The following is a 21,417-nucleotide window of genomic DNA, read 5'->3' as shown; positions in this document are numbered from 1 at the left end:
GTGGGCGTGATGGAATGAGACACGAATGAAACGAGAGCCGAGGGGCAGCATGCAGGTAGCAAACGGCAAGATTGCCGCAGAAGACATGGGTAGAGCGCGGGATGCACTCAGCCGAGTGCACGACATTTTTGCGGCCACCGTCATAGGCCAGAAAGACCTCTACCGGGCACTCATCGTCTCTCTCCTCGCCAAAGGACACGTGCTCCTCGAGTCCGTCCCGGGCCTGGCAAAAACCACGGCCGCGGTCACACTCTCGGATGCGATCTCGGGATCCTTCTCCCGCATCCAGTGCACTCCCGACCTCATGCCGAACGATATTGTCGGCACCCAGATCTACACGTACGAGACCGGCAAGTTCTCAACCCAGCTCGGGCCCGTCCACGCCAACATGGTGCTGCTCGACGAGATCAACCGCTCATCCGCCAAAACCCAGTCGGCGATGCTGGAGGCCATGCAGGAAAGGCAGACCTCAATCGGCGGCACCATCTACAAGCTCCCGGACCCGTTCATGGTGCTCGCCACCCAGAACCCCGTCGATGAGGAAGGCACCTACGTCCTTCCCGAAGCGCAGATGGATAGGTTCCTCCTGAAAGAAATCCTCACCTACCCCAATCCGTCGGACGAGGTTGAGATTCTGACAAGAACGGCGGAGCGTGCCTTCGGCACCTCCACCGCCGCCCCCGTCTCAACAGCAGACGTCCTCTTCCTCCAGGATGTTGCCGGCCGAGTGTACGTTGACGAATCGATCAAGGCCTACATCGTTGCCATCATCAACACCACGCGCGGTGGCGGCCCCCGCCCGATCGCGGATCTGCGCAGGCACGTCCGAGTCGGAGCATCCCCGCGTGGCTCCCTGGCGCTCATGAGGGTCGGGCAGGCACTCGCCCTCACCCAGGGCCGCAACTACGTCGTTCCTGACGATATTAAAGCCCTCCGTCATGCCGTGCTTCGGCACCGCATTATCCGCACCTACGATGCGCTCGCGGCCGACATCCCGACCGAGAAGATCATCGATGACGTGTTTGCGGCGGTCCCAACACCATGAGTTCCCTCCGGCGCAGCCCCTCCTCCCGCATGGCACTCGTGCGGGCCAGGCTTGCTCTACCCACCATTCGACGTGCCGTCGGACACTCCGAGGGCCAGCATGCCTCCATGTTCACCGGCCATGGCATCGACTTCGAAGACCAGGTGGAATACCGCCCAGGTGACGACATTGCCTCCATTGACTGGAAGTCCTCGGCCCGTGCCGGCCACCCGATCATCCGCCGTTTCGAACGTGAATCTGACGTGTTCACGCAGCTCGTGTTGGACATGGGAGTGGAAATGCGGGCGGCAGCACCCTCGGGGGAACGCAAGAGCGAGATAGCCCTGTGGGCCGCCGATGTTCTCGCTTACCTCGCCTCGAGTAGAGGTGACCGTCTCGGACTCGTGTGGGGTGACCGGGACATGAGCCAGGCACTGCCTGCCAGGCACGGCTACGATCATCTCGAGTTCCTTCTCGACCGTGCCGCAAGGGCCTACGAGGAAGCGTCCGGACCGGCAGATGTGCGGGGGCTCCTTGACCGCGTGCTGGCCCTCACGAGGCTCCGCACCCTCATCGTTCTCGTCACGGATGAGGCGTGGCCGCGGGCGGATGACATGGAGACGCTGAAGAAGGTGCGGTCCCGCCACGAATTGCTCGTCGTCCGGGTGGCTGACATGCCGATGACGAAACGGGGCGTGGGCCGCATGGTCGACATTAACGACGGCGTCGTCATCCCCGCCTTCGCACGCGAGGATCCCGAGCTTGCCGCCATGCTGTACCAGTACCGGCAACAAACCATCAACGAAGCTCATCAGCTCCTGTGGGGCCTAGGTGCTCAGCAAACGGTCGTGAACTCGTCCGACGAAGTGGTCCCCGCACTCGTTGACATGCTGAGGAGGGGCGCATGATTGAGGACCTGATTCCGCCCTTCGAAACCTCCGCCTTCTACCTGGTTGGGACCTTCCTCCTTCTCGTCGTTCTGGCCCTGTGGATCACGTGGCGGGTGACCGACCGCAAGAAGAAAACACCGCAGCCTCGCGTCCGTGTGTGGCAACGCAAAATCGATGCGCTACGCAACAAGTACCGCGACGGTGAGGGGCGTGTCTTTGCGCTCGCACTTGCCAAGCTTCTGCGCGACTTTGGTAGCGAACTCTCCCAGATCAACATGCAGGTACTGTCGGTTGCGGAGATCCGTGCAGCCACCCACTATCGGGGATTCTCCGACCTGCTCACTATCCTCGAGGAGCCCTCGTTTGCTCCCGAAAGCGAGCAGACCATCGATGAGCTGACGAATCGCGCGAAGGCGGTGGTTGGAGCATGGTAACCCCGTGGGCACTCTTCCTGCCGCTCCTTCTGATCGCTGTCGTCATCATCAGGTGGATGACAAAGCGTAGCCCGGATGATGCGGTCTACGTGGCGCATACGATGCCGGGCAGGCTCATGCCCCGGTACCGCGCAAGGATCAGGCAATTGCGCATTGCCGCAGTCCTCGCCTTCACCCTCCTCCTTGCCGTAGCCATCGCCGCTGCCGTGCTCGTGGCACGCCCCCACAGCGTGGAAACCCGAGATGAGGAGCTGGCGAGCCGAGACATCGTCCTGTGCCTCGACGTTTCCGGATCTGTTGTCGGATTCGACGTGGAAGTTATGGAGGCACTCGCAGCCATGACTGACGAGTTCCAAGGGGAACGCGTCGCCCTCGTCATCTGGAACTCCAACTCCCAGGTTGTCTTCCCCTTAACCGATGACTATGAGCTTGTGAAAAACAAGCTTCTCGAAGGCGCTCACGCACTGGAAGTCTCCGGATATGCGGAAACACCGGCCAACCCCGATGAATACTACGACTTCACGGCAGGCACATTCCTGGAATCAACGGGCGGGGCCTCGCTCGTAGGTGACGGGGTTGCGAACTGTGCCCTCCAGTTCGATCAGCCGGAAGAGGAACGCTCCCGCACGATCATTCTCGCCACCGACAACGAAGTGTCCTTCCCCGAAGCCCAGGTGTACTCCTTCGAGGAGGCTATGGGGCTGGCCGTCGAACGAGACATCGTTGTGCACGGCATGTACATCGAAACCTATTACGGCACCAACAACTGGGAAGCTGACGAAATGCAGCAACTCATTGAGGGCGCCGGTGGCTACTACTTCGTGGCAGGTGACGAGTCCGCAGCGGGACGGCTCCTGGAAGAAATCGAGAGCCGACAGGCCCGTGAGCTCGATGCCGACCCCGTCGTGCTGATTCAAGATACGCCCGGGAAGTGGCCGATCCTTGCGGCCGCCGGAATTGGCCTGCTGCTGGTGGTGGGATGGCGGTACCGGATATGACATTCCTGAACTCTTGGCTCCTGTGGGTCACGATCCCACTCGCCCTCGCACTCATCACCATCTGTGTTCTGGGGTGGCGCCGATCAAAAGACACCGCCACCTGGATCAGGCGGGGCCTCATGGGAGCCTGCGTTGTCCTTCTCGGGCTTACCCCCGCCACGACCATCTACACCCAGGAGCAGGCCTCGAACGCCGAATACTATTTCGTTTTCGACCTGACCGGATCCATGGGTGCCGAAGACTGGAACGGGCATTCCCAACGCATCGAGGGTGCGAAAGAGGATATGAGGGACATTATTGAGAAGAATCCCGGTGCACGCTATTCAATCATCGGATTCTCCTCAACCGCCGCCGAGCAGCTCCCCCTCACGACGGATTCGAGAGCGGTCCTCTCCTGGCTCGACACGGTCCACAGGGAATCCACCCTCTATTCTCAGGGCTCTTCAATCAACCGGCCCGTTGAAACACTCGAAAAAGCTCTCGCATCGTCGGCGGAACGCAATCCCCAAAACGTTCGCGTTGTCCTGCTCTTCACAGACGGGGAAAGCACGAACCACGTCGACTCCTCGTCAGAAGACCGCGCGGACTACACGGCAATAGCTGACTACGTGGACGATGGTTACGTGTTCGGTTACGGCACGACCGAGGGTGCACCGATGCTTCGCTCATATGGGGGCGAGGACGAAAACGAGTACATTAACGACCCGGCAACCGGCCAGCCCGGCATCTCCAAACTCAACGAGGAAGCACTCACCGACGTCGCGGACCAGCTGGGTATTGACTACGTGCACAGGACCGAGCCGGGAGGGGCAGGTGAACTCGTCCGTGACGTGCCGTTCGAGATGCTTGCGGGAGACGGACGAGAGGAACGAGGCGTCCACAACCCGATCCTGTGGCCGATCGGCCTCGCACTGATTGCGCTTGTCGGGTGGGAGCTGTGGCACCTCACCCCGAGGCTCGCCGCCCTTGGGAGGCAGACGTGAAAACCTACCATCTCGTGACAGCAGTGATCGGCACCCTCATCACCGCACTCATGGTCTGGACCCTCCTCATCTGGGCCTCCATGTGGCTCGGAATGAAGGCCTACGAACGAGGCGACTATGCGGCCGCCCAGGACTACTACGCGACAGCGGAACGAATCTCACCGCTGGACCGCTGGCGCCCCGACTTCGGGCAGGGCACAGCCCTGCTGGCACAGGATCGGATCGACGAGGGAATTATGAAGCTCGAGGAAGCTCTCGACACGGTTCCCGAAGCCGAAATCTTCGAAGGTGGAGTCAAGGACCCCAATTCGTACGAATGCCAGGTCCGAGCAAACCTGTACCTGGGATATGCGGCGGCAGAGCGGGACGAGGATGCGGAAGCGATCATCGAGACCTGCCCCAATCCCAATCCGAGCGCCACCGGAGGCGGCGAAGAGGATCCCAACGGCGGCGGAGAAGGCGACTCCGAGAACGATGGAGACGACCCTGAAGAAGAGGGCGAAAACGGTACCGACACTGGTAACCAGCCCCCGCAGGATCCGCAGCAGGAAGAGCTAGAACAGCGCAACCGCGAAGCCGACCAGCAACGCCAGCGCGAACACGAATACCGGAGTGGGGATGGCGGAGGACGTCAAGAGAACTGGTAGGAACTCCTCGTTTCGCCTGCCGTCTAAATCAAAGAATGGGGAAGATGACCGCAACGGGTGGCAGTGCGCCTCGGGGAGTCTGTTCTTAGTGGCAGGGCGGGATTGGGCCCAGGTCCGTCATGTCTTCCGGAACCTCTCCACCAAGTGCGCGAATAATGAAGCGTTCTGTGGCATGGAAAAACTCGGTGCGCTCGGGATCTTTTTCTGGGATGCGGCGCCCGGTCACCGTGCCGTTAATGAGTTGCACGGACGTGGGAACATCCTGCTCGGGGATAGCGCCGGAGTCGATGGCTTCCGTCAGGATTGACTTCAGCAGGGTCGAGGTTTGCTTGATGTGCTGGGCAAGCTTCATCCCCGCATCAGGGCTCAACACATCCCGGAGCGGAGGCCCGGGAGCCATGAGACAGGTGCGTTCGGCAAGGAGCTGGCTGCGAATATAGATGCGGAGCCGATCGATGCTGGTGTGAGCACCCTCGAGCATCTCCTCCGTGCTCTCCAGATAGGCAGACATCTCCGACTCCACGAAGCCAATGAGAATATCTTCCTTGTCCGTGAAGTGGTTATAGATCGTTGTCCGCCTGATCCCGGAGTGCTTCGCCAGGTCAGAGATTGACACGCTTTCGAAGCCTTTTTCCGCCATCAATTCACTCAGTGAGCGGAAAAGTGCTTGCCGAGTGTTGTCGCGGTGCTCCATCAGTGACCGCCCGGTGATCTTGGGCATGCCGCCATTCTACGACGAATCCCGGTGAGCAAGCCAGAAGGTGCCATTCAACCGAACTTGCAGCATCACGGATGGAGATTCCGGAACCGTCCTCAGAAGGAGATGGAGTCATTAATTGGAGTTCTTGGACGGTGCCGTGAATGGGACAGCGAAAGGCCAGACCATCAACAATGTGATCGAGAAAATAAAAGAATAGCGGAACTTTATCTTAATATTATCCGTATATGCGACTAACTGCCGATAAATTAAACGTATACGCGGTAGAGCGGTGCGGTGGTGGTTGCTGAAGTGAGACGAGAGAGCCCAGCCGTGTGGGTGTGGGTCGGACTCGTTGTCCTTCCAATTGTGGTGTTCTTTGCGGCGCTTTCGATTGGTCGCTATCTCGTCAGCATTCCCGAGCCTGGTGGGGCGCTCTAGGCCCAGTTCACCGGTGGGGATATGGACCAGGCCCAGCTCGCCCTCGTGCGCGTGTGGCTTCCTCGCGTCATCATCGCGATGATGGTGGAAGCGGCCCCCGCCATGTCCGGCGCGGTCTTTCAGGGCCTGTTCAAGAACCCAGTTGTCTCTCCCAATATTCTGGGAACCACCTCCGGTGCCTCTTTCGGGGCGGCTCTCGGAATCATGGTGGGTGCTGCCGCAGTCGGCATCCAACTCTTTGCCTTTCTTGGTGGCCTAGTTGCTGTCTTGCTTGTGGCTGGCATGAATGCCGCTGTCTCCAAGCGTGCACAGTCTATTGCGACCCTCATTCTGTGCGGCATGCTCGTCTCGAGCCTGTTCAGTGCGCTCGTGTCACTGCTGAATTTTGTGGCAGATACCGAGACTCAACTTCCCGCTATTACGTTTTGGCTCATGGGTTCACTGGCAGGGACGATGCTGTCGGATCTGTCGATGCTCTACCTGTTCCTTCCCGTTGCCGGATTGCTCTTGGCGGTGCGGTGGAAAGTCAACCTCTTGGCGCTGGGTGATGATGAGGCGCGCATGCTGGGCGTCAACGTGCGGTTCTACAGGTGGCTCATTATTGGGTGCGCCACCCTTTTGACCTCACTGTCGGTATCGGTCGCAGGGGCGATTGGCTGGGTGGGGCTCGTTGTTCCGCACCTGGCTCGCATGCTCGTTGGGCCGAACTACGGGAGGCTCCTGCCCGCTTCCCTGTCGCTTGGAGCCAGCTTCCTGCTCGTGGTCGACACGGTCGCCAGGATGCTCTTCACCGTTGAAGTTCCGCTCGGCATCCTGACCGCGATCATTGGCGCCCCGTTCTTCTTCATTCTCCTCCTCCGGGCCAAGAAGGGCTTCATCTCATGAGCATCATTTCCGTGCGGGACCTCGTGAGTGGATACAACCGGGTTCCGGTCATTGGCCCGCTGAGCTTCGACATCGACGAGGGCGGGATCACCACCATGATCGGTCCCAATGGGATTGGCAAGACCACGGTCTTCAAGTCCATTCTCGGGCTGCTGAAACCGCTGTCGGGTGACATCGAGATCTCAGGAAAGCCGCTCGCCTCCTATTCGCCAAAGGACTTCGCTCGCACCATCGCCTACGTTCCCCAGAACCACGTCCAGCCCTTCCCGTTTAGTGCGCGGGATGTTGTCGTCATGGGACGTAACCCTCACCTGAACGAGCTGGCATCCCCAAAGAAGGCTGACTACGAGATTGCCGAAGAGCAGCTCGCAACCATGGGAATCACGGAGCTCGCTGATCGTGACGACACGGAATTGTCCGGTGGTGAGCGGCAACTGGTCCTGATCGCGCGGGCACTGGCGCAACGCGCACCGATGTTGCTCATGGATGAGGCGACTGCGCACCTCGACTACGGAAACGAGCTCCTTGTTCTGCAACAGATCACGAAGCTCAAAGAGCTGGGGTACACGATCGTCATGATCACCCACAACCCCATGCACGCACTCATGTGGTCCACGGCGGTCGTGGCGATGGGGAGGGACTTCTTTGTTGCAGGGGAACCGGAGCGGGTGTTGGACGGGGAGACCCTCACCCGGCTCTACCGGGTCGGTATCGACATTGCTGACGTGGAACTGGCCACGAGCGGCAGGCGGGTGCGCATGTGCGTGCCTGCCATCAACTAAAAGGAGCACGAAAGGAAACTGAGAAGAGGACGGTGGATCGCTGTTTCAGCAGCATCGGCACTGTTACTCGCCGGATGTGGAGATTCTGGCGATGACACGGAAGAGACAGAAGCTGGCACAGACCGGGAAAGCACAGACAGTACTACCGATAGTGACACTGAAGTGGACGAAGCTGGGGAGGATGAATCTGAAGGCGCAACCGATGTTGCCGAGGGCGACACCTATATCTTCACCGACTCTGCCGGCCGCGAAGTTGAACTCCCGACCAATCTGGAACGCGTCGCATCGGGTGGCCCACTTGCCAACATTATGATCTACTCGGTCCGTCCCGAAGTGCTCGTCGGCTGGTCCTCAGCACCGAGTGATTCGGCCATGGACTTTATTGTCGAGGAGTATTGGGACCTGCCCGAGTATGGCAAGTTTTACGACAACCAGTCCGGATTCAACCGGGAAGCCCTCATGGCATCCGATCTCCAGGTCATCATCGACGTGGGCGAATGGGATGAGGAGTACGTGAAGGGCCTGGACGAACTGCAGGAACAGGTGGGGATCCCCGTCATCATCATTGACGGCAACCTCGAGAACACGGCCGAAGGCTACCGACTCATGGGTGATGTGCTCGGCGAAGAAGAGCGGGGCGAAGAGCTCGCCGCCTACACTGAAGACATCCTCGAAGGAGCCGAGGAAGCAGCATCCCAGATCCCGGAGGATGAAAAGAAAACCGTGTACTTCGCTGAACGCGAGGACGGTCTCTCCACGATCCTGTCCGGCACCATCCACGCACAGACGGTGGAGATGGTGGGCGGCATTGTCGTCGCCGATCCCGCAACTGCCGAATCTCAGCAGGGCGGCGGCACGGTCTCTATGGAACAACTCCTGTCCTGGGACCCTGATGTCATCTTCTTCTTTCCCGGCTCGATCTACGACAGTGCGGCCGATGATCCGTCATGGCAGGCACTTTCCGCCATCGCCAACGACACCTACTACGAGGTTCCGGGTGCTCCGTACAACTGGATCAGCCGCCCTCCCGGGCCGAATCGGATCGTTGGCATCAACTGGATGGGTCAGCTCCTCTACCCCGAATACTTCGATAACGACATCGTGGAAGAAACGAAGGAATTCTACGAACTCTTCTACCGCTACGAGCTCAGTGATGACGAGGTAGAAGAAATCCTCGGAAACTCCACCCTCAAATAACTAGGTATTAAACCTGCACCGACAGTAGAGAGCGAAGAGGAGGGACACGGGCAGGGCCGCGCCGTGTCCCTCCGTCATCTCTAGTCCAGGTTCTTTACCGGGCTGGTATGGGCGGAATAAGCTCCGGACTCTTCATCCAGGCTGAGAGCTGGTGAGCGAGGGCAACGTCGCCAGGAAGCCAGTCCAGGTTGAGCAGGGAGTCGGCGTTGCACCAGCGCAGTTTCGAATGATCGGCTCCTCGCACCGGTTCCGTATTTGAGGTTGCGAGCCACACCCTCATGGTGTGCTTGCCGATCGGCCAATCCCCCTCCGGTCCTGGCACGAGCTGCCCGAGGGTAGGGGTAATAGAGAGTTCTTCTTGGAGCTCGCGAACAACACCATGCTCTGGGGTTTCGCCTTCTTCGACCTTGCCTCCTGGTAGCTCCCACATACCTTCAAGGGACTGCGGGTAGGAGCGTTGAGCGGCAAGAAGCCTGGTGGGATGAGTGAGCGAGTCGACGAGAGCTACAGCAACAACGAGGGCCACGCGCACAACTCTACGTCAGAACGGAGGGCCGAAAGGGATCGAGCCTACGGAATTCTGTTGTTGTCTTGAGCCGGCCAGCCTTGCGGTCCCGCACCATGATGCCCTTGGCGGCAAGCTGCCTGCGCAAGATTTCCGCGATGTCCATGTTGCCTGCACGCAACGCATTCGAACGTGCCAGGGCGATGCGCTTCTGGTTCTCATTCAGTCCAGCAAGGTCGGCGGTGAACTCGCCATCCCCAATCTGCTGCGCAGAGGGGGTGGGATAACCGTGGTGGATGAGAGCGGCGCGAAGTCCTTGAGGATTGACGGTGTGGGCACGGGCGAGCTCGGTGCCGGTTTTGCAGTACAGGACGAGATCGGTGCCGAGGTGGATGCTCGAGACAAGATCTTTCCGAACCCGAACGCTCGCGCCCTTCCAGGTGAGGTGGATGTCAGCATCCGATATCTCCGCATGCAGTGATTCGCCGATGATGGCGCCTGTGCCGACGAGGCCGAGGATGATTCCCAGTGCAACCGTGACTGCCAATCCAATGGGTTCACCGGTGTAGGCGGCTACACCGAGGACCCCTTCGAAGCTGGTGAACGACAGCACGTACTCAATGAGCAAACCAATGAGCAGGCCAATGGTTGCGCCGAGCAGGATGAGGCTCGTGCCAAGAAGGAGCCGGTGGCGGTTACCAAGAGAGACTCGTGTTGCGTTCATGGGAACTACTTTGCACCGTCACAGCAAGGATTGACATGTTCAGGCAGGGGGACAGTTCCCCGGGCATTTCTCCCCTCCTGCAAGAGTCCGAAACAGGCCGTTCACCAGCCACTCTGCTTCCGTCTTGGAGCGGATGGAGAAAACCTGAAGAGCAGGCACAATCCTGATAGTTCAAGGTCTGAATATGAATGGAAATGACGGGGTGTGCGCAACTGAACTAACGGGCGATCGGACCAGCGATCAATTGGGCTGGCCCTGCAGTTGTGGAGGGCGGCCTCTTGAAGGGTTCTACTCCTTGTCGAAGACCATTCGAGTCATCGTCACTCCCGATTCACCAACTGGACCAGCATGCGTCACCCGAAATCCGGCTCGTTCGTAGTCAGAATATTTGCGACCATTTGCTGTCTCAAGCCAGGCTCCGTGATCACCGAATGCTGCAAGGCCGGTTGAGAGAAGCTGCGTGCCAATTCCTTTGCCGCGCATGTCGTCAAGAACCGTAAGCTCATGCAAATACGGTGAGTTTAGTAGTGGGTCAGCACCGCGTGCAGTGCGGATCCCGGCTCCCAGCAGGGCAGCCTTCTTTCCGAGCAAAAGCTTTGTGGTACCACTTCCGGTCGGCAGCAATTTTGTTGCTGTCGATGCTCGTGCTTGAATCGTGGAATTTCCCCAGAGGCTAACACCCACGACAGTATTGTGTACGAGTGCAACGTGACCCGTCCGTGCAAGAGCGTAGGCTTCAACGCTGGGTGCGTAGAACAGGGCAATAAGATCCAAACGCTCATCGGCCTGATAGTCTCCACTGGGGGACAGCCACTCAATAAGCGGATCGTTGGCAAACGCGCGAGCGATGATGGTGCGCGCCATCATCGTGTGGTCGGGAGTGATGCGCTCGAACTTTACGTCCATGGACTGACCATACTCTCAGACAGGTGAATGTCGCCCTGGTATTGAATAAAACCAGGGCCCACAAACCTGAAAGCGCCGGTCACGGCGCTAAGTACATCCGACCAAGGGAGTAAATGTGGATATCCCAGACTTGGGGAGGTACAGTGCGCTCAACTGATGGTGGTCGCCCTATCTACCGCTGTAATCCTGTGTAGGTCTCATTTCCTTGACAAGCCCACCAAGGCGGCTGAGGGTCAGTTCCCATTTTTAGTGGCTTATGATCGGGTTTGTCGTTGCTGTGTCAGGGGAAAGTGGGTGTCGTTCAGGTCTGGAGAATCAATATTGCTGCCTGCTTGGCTTCTCCTATGGAATAGGCCGATCAACCCGTGTAACTGCATGGGAGAAATGAAAAGCTCCAGCGCTTAAAAGTTGGCTGGAGCTGACTCAAAAGTGGAGCGGGTGACGGGAATCGAACCCGCGCTACCAGCTTGGGAAGCTGGAGTTCTACCATTGAACTACACCCGCGTGAACTTTAACTGTACTCCCCGTGAACCGGGATTCTCAAAACAGGGAAACCGCTGTCGTGCAGGCTTCCGATCAATGGCAAGGTACGAAGTTCCTGGCCGATTCTGGCAGACTCTACATGTGTTGCTTTCAGATAGAGATATTCGTTCCCAGATCGACGCTAGGCGGATCAAGATCGATCCGTGGCACCCGGACTTCGTTCAGCCCTCGTCGCTCGATGTGCGGCTTGATCGGTTCTTCCGCATGTTCGACAATCACCGCTACCCGGTTATTGACCCTGCCGAGGAGCAGACGGATCTGACGAGGCTGGTGGATGTTGGGGGAGAAGAGCCGTTCGTTCTTCACCCGGGTGAGTTTGTTCTCGGTGCAACCTACGAACAGGTGACTCTGCCCGATGATATTGCTGCACGGCTGGAAGGCAAGTCCTCTCTCGGTCGACTCGGGCTCCTGACCCACTCGACCGCAGGGTTTATTGACCCTGGTTTCACTGGTCACATCACGCTCGAGCTTTCGAATACGGCAACCATGCCCATCAAGCTCTACCCGGGTATGAAGATCGGGCAACTCTGCTTCTTCCAGCTCTCATCACCCGCCGAAGCACCCTACGGTGCTGGAGCGAGCGGATCCCGCTACCAGGGACAGAGGGGCCCAACCGCATCCCGGTCGTGGATGAACTTCCACCGCACAACCATTGCTGACTAGAGTCTCTCACGAGAGGGACCTATTGGCGTGATGCCGGGCAAATAGCGGGTAGTTGACCGCTGACCAATATCGCAAAATTATTGGTTATGTCGCGTCGCCGAAAGGAATCCGCTCGGGGTAAGGGAAGTTCTGTCCCAGGAAATGTTCAGAATTCAATTGACACTCCTCAATAATCGTGGTGATGGGCTGTATCCTGGCAAGGAAATGAGCCCATGACCATGTAGGCCTGCTGAGGCGGAGGCAAGAGACATGTCAGAGAATTATGGTGGGCGCCGCCCGGAGAATGAGAGCAACAGGCCCGAGCAGGGTGGTGACCAGGGGCAGTACGGTGGCCAGGGTGCCGGGTCCGCACACGAAGCTCCCCAGCAATGGGGTGGGCAGGACACCCAATCTTTCCAAGCAAGTAGCGGTCCCGAAGCCGGGCAGAACCCCTACAACCCGAACAGCACTCAGCAGTTCCAGGCGCAGGGGTACGGCCAGGGTGAAACTCAAGCTTTTGGTGTAAACCAGTACGGTCAAGGGCAGAACTACAACACCCAGCAGTACAATCAGCAGGGCTACGGTCAGCAGAATTCACAGAACCAGTACGGCGGTGGCTACGGTCAGCAACCCGCTACGTACCCGCCTTCGCAGGGACAGCCACAGTACGGCCAGGGTCACTACGGTGACGGCTACGGTGGTCAGCCTCCCTACGATGAAGGTGGTTATGGGCAACCACCGAAAAAGGGTAAGGGCCCTCTCATTGCGTGGATCGTACTTGGCGTGATCCTCCTTGCCGCAGCCGTTGTTGGCATCCTCTTTGCTACCGGTGTTATTGGTGGTGATGATTCCGAGGAAGAGTCATCGGGTACCGAAACTACGCAGTCTCAAGATCCGAGTTCAGACCCTTCGGGCCACAGCGTGCCCCAGGTTCCATCGCTTGGACCAGACACATCGGGCAATGAAACCACAGACCCGTCGGGCGACGATGGTTCCTACGGTTCCGATCCTGAAATGGATGCGCTCTATGACGCGTGTGGTGGCGGGGACATGGCTGCCTGCGATGATCTCTACTTCTCCTCTGGGCTCGGCACCGAGTACGAAGAATTCGGTAACACCTGTGGTGGCACCGAAAGTGGCAACCAGTACGGCATGTGCGACTGGGGAGACATTACGGGTGGCGATACTGGGACGGACAGTGGGACAGACACTGCGGGTGAGAAGCCCGCAAAGCAAGATGTTATTGATGGCATGGCAGTGATTCTCGAGGACTATGGCGTCACCGTCGAAATGGTGGAAGCTGCCGGTATCTCCGGTGAACAGCTCAACAGCTACTACACCTGCATTGTTGACGAGGTATACGACGTGGTTTCTCCCGCGACCCTCGAATCCATCGCGAACCAGCAAGACCAGATGGCCTTCGAAGACCAGACTGCATTCAACGATGCTGTTACCGCTTGCCAGGGTGAGCTCCTCCCATAGCGGCAGCGTCATCGGGTAGTCGCGTCAAACTTACAACGAGTTCGTCAGCTCACAACGGAGGAGGGGCGGGATGCAATCGAGCGGTTGCATCCCGCCCCTCCGCCGTATCTAAATCGCTTGTTCCACGTGATCCGATGAGTAGCTATCGAATATATTCCAGCTTCGTTCTCCCTTACCTGCCGCCTGGAACTAGGAATTCAGAATGGGGTGGGATGTAGGTGTCGTGATCAGTAGGGGAAGTGGATGGATTCGCGTGTGGATCCTTCAGCTTCTTTATCCTGACCGTCATGCACTGAGGGAAGTGCTACCCAGGGTTTCATAAGAATATGCACAGCTCCCCGCAAATATCTTGCTTATGGCATGTATCCTGGCAAGGAAATTAGCCCAGAACATGCAAGCCTGCTCAGGTGGAGGAAAACGACATGTCAGAATTTTATGGCGGGCGCAGACCCGAAGACGATGGCAATCAGCCTGAACAGGGACCCGACCAAGGTCAATACGGTGGCCAGGGTGCCGGCTCCGCAAACGAGGCACCCCAGCAGTGGGGAAACCAGGAGACCCAAGCCTTCCCGACAAGCAGTGCGCCTGAAGCTCCCCAGCAATGGGGTGGGCAGGACACGCAGTCTTTCCAAGCGAGTAGCGCTCCCGAGGCCGGACAAAACCCCTACAATCCGAACAGCGCGCAGGAGTTCCAGGCGCAGGGGTACGGCCAGGGCGAAAGTCAGGCCTTTGGTGCGAGCCAGTACGGTCAGGGGCAGAACTACAACACCCAGCAGTACAACCCGGGCCAGGACTATGGTCAAGGCAGTTACGGCCAGCAGTACTCCCAGCAAAATTCCCAGAACCAGTACGGCGGTGGCTACGGACAGACGCCTGCCTCCTACCCGCCTTCCCAGCCCAGCTACGGCAATCAGCACGGTCAGGACAACACCTACGGCGGAGGCTACGGTGGCCAGCCTCCGTACGGTGGTGGCGGATACGGTCAGCCGCCCAACAAGGGCAAGGGCCCACTCATCGCTTGGATTGTGCTCGGCGTGATCCTCATTGCGGCAGTCGTGGTTGGCATTCTCTTTGCCACCGGTGTTATTGGTGGCGAGAGTTCGGATGAAAAGACGACGGAATCTGAGAGCCTCGAAACCTTAGAGACCGGTCCAAAAACGACTGCGCCTCACACGACTGATCCCGAAACTACCGAACCGGGCGGTGATGAGACAACCTCCAGCGACGAGCGCGGTTCCTACGGTTCCGATCCTGAACTGGATGCACTCTACGATGCTTGCGGTGGTGGGGACATGGCTGCCTGCGATGAGCTCTACTACAACTCCGGCTACGACACCGAATACGAAGACTTTGCTAACTCATGCGGTGGAACTGAAACCGAGAAGATGTACGGTAGCTGTGAAATCGGGGACCTTTCGGGCGGGGACACTGACACCAGCGAAGGCAGCAACTACGGTGACGATGCCGCACTCGACGAGCTGTACGATGCGTGCGAGGGTGGCGACATGGTTGCCTGTGACGACCTCTACTGGGAATCACCCCTTGGCTCAGAATATGAAGACCTCGCAACCACGTGCGGTGGCCGCACCGACTACGCGGCAGCAACCTGCGAAATGCGAGAAGAAGCAGGACTGCTGTAACGAGAATGCCGCACGGCAGGTCAAAGTCACTTCCGTGAGACGTGATTGAAGGGGAGATGGAATATTCCATCTCCCCTTCAACGTCCTCAAACTCAGTGTGTGATCTTCACAGCTTTGAGGAGCTCCGCTCCTGACTGTTACAAATACCAACTGTCAGGAGGAGTCCTGACCGCGCCTCACACCCTCGAGGATGAGGAGAGACACGTCCTTCACCTCGATGTTGGCCTTCTCGCCACGCACCCCGTCGTTCAGCATGGTTGTGCAAAACGGGCACGCCGTTGCGATGACTTCGGCACCCGTGGCCATGGCCTGGCGGGTGCGCATGCCGCTAATCGATTCACCGTTCTTGTCCTCGAAGAAGGCGTGCGCACCACCCGCCCCGCAGCACATGGCGCGCTCGCGGTTCAGCTCCATTTCCTTCACGTCACCAAGTAGTTCACGGGGTGCGTTGTAGATCTTGTTGTGGCGGCCGAGGAAGCAGGGGTCGTGGTAGGTGATGGATTTGCGTTCTTCCGGCTTGGGTGGGACGGGGGTGAGCAAGCCTTCCCGAACAAGACGGTTGAGAAGTTGGGTGTGGTGCACAACCTCGTAGGTGCCACCAAGCTCCGGGTATTCTTTCGCGATCGTGTTGAAACAGTGGGCGCACGAAACCACGATCTTTGTTGCCCCAACTTCGTTGAGTGTGTCGATGTTTTGTTCTGCCAGCATCTGGAATAGCACTTCGTTGCCGGCACGGCGTGCCGGGTCGCCCGTGCACGACTCGCCGTCACCCAAGACCGCGAACGAAACGCCTGCCGTGTGGAGGAGTTCGGCCACCGCTGCCGTGGTCTTCTTCGCACGGTCGTCATAGGCGCCGGCGCATCCCACCCAGAACAGGTAGTCGACCTCGTCCGCACTGTCCACATCGGGTCCGATTTGGGGAACGGGGAAGTCCAATCCCTTGGCCCAGTCGAGTCGCTTGCGCGGGTTGAGGCCCCACGGATTGCCCTTGTTTTCCATGCCTGTGAACATCTTGCCCAGCTCGCTCGGGAAGGTGGATTCCATGAGTGTCTGGTGACGGCGCAAACCGACCACGAGATCGAGATGTTCGATATCGACCGGGCACTGGTCGACGCATGCACCGCACATGGTGCACGCCCACAGCACGTCGGGAGTGATGACGTTTGGCATGAGAGGCGCATCTGGTCCGCGTTCCGGATTATCTCCTGCCGCTCCCGCATCCATCATCGCCCCCAGCAAGTCACCGCTGTGGGCTTCCTCCATGCTCATCGCTGCCCTTGCGAAGGGGGCGGAGGCAAAAGCGTGATCACGCACAGTGGTGACGAGAAGTTTGGGAGAGAGTGGCTTGGCGGAGTTCCATGCGGGGCACAGGTCCTGGCACCTACCACATTCTGTGCAGGTTGCCGTGTCGAGCAGGCCCTTCCAGGAAATGTCGGACACGGTGGAGATGCCAAGTTGAGCATCCTCATCCAGCTCCTCAATCGTGTCCATCCGTAGCGGTTTTCCATCGACGATCAGGTTCGGCAGGGCACCCAGTGCCTTCGAGCCATCAATGTTCGTTTTCGCGTACACGTTGACGAGGGCAAGGAAGCGGTGCCAGGCGACTCCCATGGAGGGGACGAGCCCAACGACAACCAGCCAGGACAGGGACAGTACGAGCTTGAAAAGGGCGGTGATCGTGATGAGCCAACCGAGGGCGCCGAGAGAGAGGGAGCTGAGGAGCGAGCCGAGCCAGGCCGTGGTCGGGAAGTGCGCGAGCGTGGCGTAATCGGTTCCGGACAGGTAGGCGTATTCGGCTGCTCGAATGAGAAGCACGCAGGCAACGACTCCGACGATCGTGAACTCGACGTAGCGGGCCTGCCAGTTGGTGGAGCCGAAGAACCGGGACGTTCGTGGCATCCCATCCCCGCTCGCCAAGGTCTCGCTGGGAGTGTTGGCCCGGCCGGTCCGGGTCCGCACCCACGTGAGGTAGAGGCCGCCAATCAAACCGGCCCATGCCAAAATCTCGGTCCCCCATTCCCACGGTGCCCAATGACCAATGATGGGCAGCGCCCACACGGGGTTTGTCAGCTGCATAAAGGCAGTGATGAGGGTGAAGAACAGGGCGGGGAAGGACAGCATCACGCACAAGTGCGCGAATTTCACCCACGGCCTGCCCTGGAATGCTGAGTGACTGAGGACCTCTCGAACGACCATCGACAACCTGAGACCCACGGGCGTGAGCCTCCCGGGAGCGGAGGACCCCATCCTTGTGACCGTAACAATTCTCCACAGACCGCGCCCGAAAAATCCGAAGCTGATGAGGCACGCAATGCCGACAGGGATGAGTGACCAGGTAGGGAACACGACGGCCTTTCGAACGAATTGAAACTACCTCCAAAATAGCCTGTTTAGTGAGGCAAGTTAAAGAAGTGCACCAAGTGGCTACGGAAGGGTAGGGGTGTCAGTTAGGATTGGCTAGGGAAGACATGAGGAGTGTGAATGATCCAGATATTCATTTCATTTATGATCGTGGCGTTACTGATGCCGTTCGTAATGAAATGGCTGGGCCGCGAAGGATTCTTCGTCGCAGCACTCGTCCCCCTCGCCGGACTCATCTGGACGATCGCCCAGGCACCCGCGGTTCTGGACGGGCACTTCCCACAGCAATCAATGACCTGGGTGTCCCAGCTTGGGCTGGTTGCTGACTTCAGGCTCGACACCCTGTCGTGGATCATGGCGCTCCTCGTCAATGGGGTTGGTGCCCTCGTCCTCATCTACTGTGCCCGCTACTTCTCCCGCAAGGCCTCAGGCCTGGGCAGATTCGCTGGATTCTTCGTGGCATTCGCCGGAGCCATGTTTGGTCTCGTCACGACCGACAACACGCTCATCATGTACACCATGTGGGAGCTGACCACGGTCTTCTCTTTCCTCCTGATCGGCCACTATCGAGACCGTCGAGCATCCCGCCGTGCCGCCATGGAAGCCATCATCGTCACAACCGCGGGCGGTCTTGCCATGCTTGGTGGCATCATTCTGCTCGGCTCCCTTCCCGGCGGCTCGTACTCGTTTACGGAACTCGTGAACGCCGGTGCGAACGGCACCTTGCTGGACGGCGCACCGGTGGGCACCGGTGCCGGCTACGTCTCGACAGCCCTCTTTCTCATCCTCATCGGTGCGCTCTCCAAGTCCGCGATCTTCCCCTTCCACTTCTGGCTCCTGGCAGCCATGGCAGCTCCAACACCGACCTCCGCCTATTTGCATGCCGCGGCCATGGTCAAAGCCGGTGTCTACCTCGTTGCTCGCCTCGCACCCGGCTTCGCTGACGAAGTGGCCTGGGATTGGGTTATCATCCCCGCGGGACTGCTCACAATGGTGCTCGGCGGATACCGGGCCCTGCGCCAGAACGATACGAAGCTAATCCTCGCCTACGGCACCGTCTCCCAGCTGGGCTTCATGATGGTGCTGGTTGGATACGGGACAGCAGAAGTGGCGCTCGCGGGACTCGCGGTTCTCACCGCCCACGCCCTGTTTAAATCCTGCCTCTTCCTCGTGGTCGGCATCATCGACTGGACCGCGGGCACGCGCGATCTGCGCGAACTGTCCGGCATTGGTCGCCGCAAGCCGCTTCTCGCTATCGCCGGCGCGTTTGGTGTGCTGTCGATGGCAGGTATCCCGCCCTTTGCTGGCTATGTCGGTAAGGAAGCCGCTCTCCACGCCCTCACGCTCGGCGGAACAAAGGACCTCGTCGTCGCCTGGATCATTGTTCTCGGCTCGGTGCTCACCCTCGCCTACGGTCTGCGTTTCTGGTGGGGGTGCTTCTGGGACAAGCCGGGTGTTGCCCCCACGGAGCTGAAGAACCGGTCCCGGATTATTAACACTCCTCCCGTGCTCCTCGCGGGTGCTTCCCTGCTGCTGGGACTTTTCCCGTCCTGGTGGGAGGGCCTGCTCATCAATCACGCTAACCAGAACCCGGGAGAGCCCGGCCACCTGACCCTGTGGGCAGGATTTGGTTTGCCGGTGGTCATGACCGGAATCATCATCGTTGGCGGCATCATTCTCTTTGCGCTCCGCCGCCCCATCGAAACCGTGCAGCGCAGGGTTGCGGTGCCGTTCTCCGCCGAAGGTGCCTACCGGCGCATCGTCGTGAACCTGGAACTGTTCGCCGTTGATGTGACGGCCCGGACCCAGTCCGGCTCCCAACCGATGTACCTGTCGATCACCCTGGTCGTTGCAGCCCTCGCAGGCACGACGGCACTAGTCCTTGGCGGTACGAACCTCGATCTGGACTACCGGTGGTTTGACACTGTGTGGCAGGTCCCGGTCGTCACCATCGGGGCAATCTCGGCGCTCCTGGCAGCCCGTGCTCGCAGGCGCCTCAAGGCAGTCCTGCTTCTGAGTCTGTCCGGATACTGCGTTGCCCTCATCTACGAACTGCACGGGGCACCGGATCTGGCGGTCACGCAGGTCCTCGTTGAAACCATTACCCTCGTCGTGCTCGTGCTGGTCCTGAGACGGCTGCCGGCCTACTTCTCGAACAGGCCGATGGCCGCCTCGCGCTGGACCCGTGCCGGCCTCGGTGCGATCGTCGGCATCTGCGTGGCAGGGTTTGCGTTCTTCGCGGCGAATGCTCGCCACCACGAGCCGATTTCCAGTTCGTTCGCTGACGAGGCCTACGAGTTTGGTTACGGCAAGAACATTGTCAACGTGACCCTGGTCGACATTCGTGCCTGGGACACGATGGGAGAAATCTCCGTCCTCGTGGCCTGTGCGATCGGTGTTGCCTCGCTCCTGTTCATTCGTGACAGGAAGGCCAAGATCGATCCGCTACGCAACATTGCTCGGCCCGGCACGAAGAACAACGTGTGGCGTTTGAAGGAAGACGAAAAATCCCAGGCGCTGCTCATACGTTCCCGTGAGGATGCGATGCAGGCCGAATACGCGGAAGCCCACCACGTACTCGAGCCGGGACGCCGCAAACTGTGGTTGCCTGCGGCCAACACCCTCGCAGTTCAGCGTCGCTCCGTCATCCTCGAGGTTGGTACGAGGCTCGTCTACCACACGATGCTCATCGGCTCCCTGTTCCTCCTGTTCGCGGGACACAATCTGCCCGGTGGTGGCTTCGCGGGCGGCCTGCTCGCCGGCATTGCTCTCGTCATGAGGTACTTGGCGGGCGGTCGCTACGAGCTGGGTGCCGCGCTCCCACTGCACCCCGGTATTCTCATGGGTACGGGACTCTCGGTCGCAACCCTTGCGGCACTGGGGCCGATCTTCTTTGGTGGCACCACCCTGCAGAGCGCGGTGTTTGAGTTTACGTTGCCGGCCTTCGGGGACGTCAAGTTCGCCACCGCCGTTATTTTCGATATTGGTGTTTACCTCGTTGTTGTTGGGCTGGTGCTCGAAATCTTGCGCTCCATGGGTGCGGAGATTGACCGCCACGGCGAGGTTGAAGGCCTGGATGATGAAGGAATGGATGTTCCGACCCCGCAGCACGATACTCGTATGGAAGAAGTGACCCGGCGGGATGCGAAGGAAAGCCTGTCATGATCGATACCACTCCTTCGCTCGTCCTCGTTTTTCTCTGCGCCGTCCTGGTCGGGGTTGGTGTCTACCTCATCCTGGAACGCTCCCTGTCCCGCATCATTCTCGGTTTCTCGGCGCTCTCCAACGGCGTCAATATTGGTTTCCTCATCGCGGGTGGCCGCGCCGGCACACCCCCACTCGTGGGTGGATCGGATCCGGGAGACATGTCGGATCCGCTCGCCCAGGCAATGATGTTGACCGCGATCGTGATCACGATGGGAACCACAGCTTTCATGCTCGCACTCGCCTACCGTTCTTGGCAGCTCGACGGTAACGACGAGGTTCAGGACGATATTGAGGATAGGAGATTGGCTGTCATGGCGGAACGCGATGAGCGTCTGGTCCGTGACGAGCAGTCCGGTATTGATGATGCCGTGGCAGAAACCTATGACGAAACGGAAGATTCCGATGACAGTGACGGGGAGGTGAAGTGAC

At 59.2% G+C, this 21,417-nt stretch carries 20 protein-coding genes and 1 tRNA gene; 15 read left to right on the top strand and 6 right to left on the bottom strand.

Features of this window, described 5'->3' with window-relative positions; translation table 11 throughout:
- The first annotated feature begins 25 nt into the window (after nucleotides 1–25).
- From BN1241_RS06360 to BN1241_RS06335, 6 genes are read left to right on the top strand one after another with little or no spacing between them, the layout of a single operon-like run.
- On the top strand, nucleotides 26–1,045 hold the full coding sequence (locus tag BN1241_RS06360; RefSeq protein ID WP_147599307.1) for an AAA family ATPase: 1,020 nt from the start codon (nucleotides 26–28) through the stop codon (nucleotides 1,043–1,045).
- The gene (locus BN1241_RS06355) at nucleotides 1,042–1,932 is read left to right on the top strand and encodes a DUF58 domain-containing protein (protein ID WP_077138311.1); all 891 of its coding nucleotides are present in this window, start codon (nucleotides 1,042–1,044) and stop codon (nucleotides 1,930–1,932) included. Before BN1241_RS06360 ends, BN1241_RS06355 begins: the two co-directional genes overlap by 4 nt.
- Nucleotides 1,929–2,348 carry a hypothetical protein gene (locus BN1241_RS06350; protein ID WP_054952829.1) on the top strand — a complete coding sequence of 140 codons (420 nt, stop codon included), beginning with the start codon at nucleotides 1,929–1,931 and terminating at the stop codon, nucleotides 2,346–2,348. Before BN1241_RS06355 ends, BN1241_RS06350 begins: the two co-directional genes overlap by 4 nt.
- The gene (locus tag BN1241_RS06345; RefSeq protein WP_054952828.1) at nucleotides 2,342–3,346 is read left to right on the top strand and encodes a vWA domain-containing protein; all 1,005 of its coding nucleotides are present in this window, start codon (nucleotides 2,342–2,344) and stop codon (nucleotides 3,344–3,346) included. Before BN1241_RS06350 ends, BN1241_RS06345 begins: the two co-directional genes overlap by 7 nt.
- The gene (locus tag BN1241_RS06340) at nucleotides 3,328–4,329 is read left to right on the top strand and encodes a VWA domain-containing protein (RefSeq protein ID WP_054952827.1); all 1,002 of its coding nucleotides are present in this window, start codon (nucleotides 3,328–3,330) and stop codon (nucleotides 4,327–4,329) included. The genes BN1241_RS06345 and BN1241_RS06340 overlap by 19 nt, the downstream gene beginning before the upstream one ends.
- Nucleotides 4,326–4,976: a tetratricopeptide repeat protein gene (locus tag BN1241_RS06335; RefSeq protein WP_054952826.1), complete on the top strand. Its 651-nt coding sequence runs from the start codon at nucleotides 4,326–4,328 to the stop codon at nucleotides 4,974–4,976. The genes BN1241_RS06340 and BN1241_RS06335 overlap by 4 nt, the downstream gene beginning before the upstream one ends.
- A gap of 85 nt (nucleotides 4,977–5,061) precedes the next feature.
- Here the strand turns inward: BN1241_RS06335 and BN1241_RS06330 are convergent, their stop codons facing one another.
- Complete coding sequence (locus tag BN1241_RS06330) at nucleotides 5,062–5,697, bottom strand: TetR/AcrR family transcriptional regulator (RefSeq protein WP_054952825.1); 636 nt, start codon at nucleotides 5,695–5,697, stop codon at nucleotides 5,062–5,064.
- A gap of 288 nt (nucleotides 5,698–5,985) precedes the next feature.
- On the opposite strand from BN1241_RS06330, the gene BN1241_RS13435 reads away from it, so the two are divergent.
- The 4 genes from BN1241_RS13435 (at nucleotide 5,986) to BN1241_RS06315 (ending at nucleotide 8,978) form a co-directional block, all read left to right on the top strand.
- A complete protein-coding gene (locus BN1241_RS13435; protein ID WP_261795470.1) occupies nucleotides 5,986–6,114 on the top strand; it encodes a hypothetical protein in 129 nt (42 codons plus the stop codon).
- A gap of 21 nt (nucleotides 6,115–6,135) precedes the next feature.
- Nucleotides 6,136–6,999 (top strand): FecCD family ABC transporter permease, encoded by an 864-nt coding sequence (locus BN1241_RS06325; protein WP_054952824.1) that lies wholly within the window; start codon nucleotides 6,136–6,138, stop codon nucleotides 6,997–6,999.
- Nucleotides 6,996–7,781, top strand: coding sequence for an ABC transporter ATP-binding protein (locus BN1241_RS06320; protein WP_054952823.1), 786 nt, complete (start codon nucleotides 6,996–6,998; stop codon nucleotides 7,779–7,781). The genes BN1241_RS06325 and BN1241_RS06320 overlap by 4 nt, the downstream gene beginning before the upstream one ends.
- A gap of 162 nt (nucleotides 7,782–7,943) precedes the next feature.
- Nucleotides 7,944–8,978 carry an ABC transporter substrate-binding protein gene (locus tag BN1241_RS06315; RefSeq protein WP_054952822.1) on the top strand — a complete coding sequence of 345 codons (1,035 nt, stop codon included), beginning with the start codon at nucleotides 7,944–7,946 and terminating at the stop codon, nucleotides 8,976–8,978.
- Between the two features lie 94 nt (nucleotides 8,979–9,072).
- Here BN1241_RS06315 and BN1241_RS06310 read toward each other — a convergent pair whose 3' ends face one another.
- The 4 genes from BN1241_RS06310 to BN1241_RS06295 all read right to left on the bottom strand — a co-directional run bounded on the left by BN1241_RS06310 (nucleotide 9,073) and on the right by BN1241_RS06295 (nucleotide 11,617).
- Complete coding sequence (locus BN1241_RS06310) at nucleotides 9,073–9,504, bottom strand: (deoxy)nucleoside triphosphate pyrophosphohydrolase (RefSeq protein ID WP_054952821.1); 432 nt, start codon at nucleotides 9,502–9,504, stop codon at nucleotides 9,073–9,075.
- A 10-nt stretch (nucleotides 9,505–9,514) separates the two neighbouring features.
- A complete protein-coding gene (locus tag BN1241_RS06305; RefSeq protein ID WP_054952820.1) occupies nucleotides 9,515–10,207 on the bottom strand; it encodes a YqeB family protein in 693 nt (230 codons plus the stop codon).
- A gap of 288 nt (nucleotides 10,208–10,495) precedes the next feature.
- Nucleotides 10,496–11,113: a GNAT family N-acetyltransferase gene (locus tag BN1241_RS06300; RefSeq protein WP_054952819.1), complete on the bottom strand. Its 618-nt coding sequence runs from the start codon at nucleotides 11,111–11,113 to the stop codon at nucleotides 10,496–10,498.
- Nucleotides 11,114–11,543: 430 nt separating this feature from the next.
- Nucleotides 11,544–11,617, bottom strand: a tRNA-Gly gene (locus BN1241_RS06295).
- A gap of 120 nt (nucleotides 11,618–11,737) precedes the next feature.
- On the opposite strand from BN1241_RS06295, the gene dcd reads away from it, so the two are divergent.
- From dcd to BN1241_RS06280, 3 genes are all read left to right on the top strand, one after another.
- A complete protein-coding gene (gene dcd, locus BN1241_RS06290) occupies nucleotides 11,738–12,319 on the top strand; it encodes a dCTP deaminase (protein ID WP_054952818.1) in 582 nt (193 codons plus the stop codon).
- A gap of 249 nt (nucleotides 12,320–12,568) precedes the next feature.
- Nucleotides 12,569–13,780, top strand: coding sequence for a flagellar basal body-associated FliL family protein (locus BN1241_RS06285; RefSeq protein ID WP_054952817.1), 1,212 nt, complete (start codon nucleotides 12,569–12,571; stop codon nucleotides 13,778–13,780).
- 422 nt (nucleotides 13,781–14,202) lie between these two features.
- On the top strand, nucleotides 14,203–15,420 hold the full coding sequence (locus tag BN1241_RS06280; RefSeq protein ID WP_147599305.1) for a hypothetical protein: 1,218 nt from the start codon (nucleotides 14,203–14,205) through the stop codon (nucleotides 15,418–15,420).
- A 153-nt stretch (nucleotides 15,421–15,573) separates the two neighbouring features.
- Here the strand turns inward: BN1241_RS06280 and BN1241_RS06275 are convergent, their stop codons facing one another.
- Entirely contained in the window at nucleotides 15,574–17,565 is a 1,992-nt protein-coding gene (locus BN1241_RS06275; RefSeq protein ID WP_315968841.1) for a (Fe-S)-binding protein, read from the bottom strand.
- Between the two features lie 336 nt (nucleotides 17,566–17,901).
- Here BN1241_RS06275 and BN1241_RS06270 point away from each other — a divergent pair, with 336 nt between their 5' ends.
- Nucleotides 17,902–20,946: a Na+/H+ antiporter subunit A gene (locus BN1241_RS06270; RefSeq protein WP_054952814.1), complete on the top strand. Its 3,045-nt coding sequence runs from the start codon at nucleotides 17,902–17,904 to the stop codon at nucleotides 20,944–20,946.
- Nucleotides 20,943–21,416, top strand: coding sequence for a Na(+)/H(+) antiporter subunit C (locus BN1241_RS06265; RefSeq protein WP_054952813.1), 474 nt, complete (start codon nucleotides 20,943–20,945; stop codon nucleotides 21,414–21,416). Before BN1241_RS06270 ends, BN1241_RS06265 begins: the two co-directional genes overlap by 4 nt.
- Nucleotide 21,417 lies beyond the last annotated feature (1 nt).

This window comes from Flaviflexus massiliensis, assembly GCF_001375495.1.
Lineage (GTDB): Bacteria > Actinomycetota > Actinomycetes > Actinomycetales > Actinomycetaceae > Flaviflexus > Flaviflexus massiliensis.
This window is presented reverse-complemented; position numbering and strand designations above follow the sequence as displayed.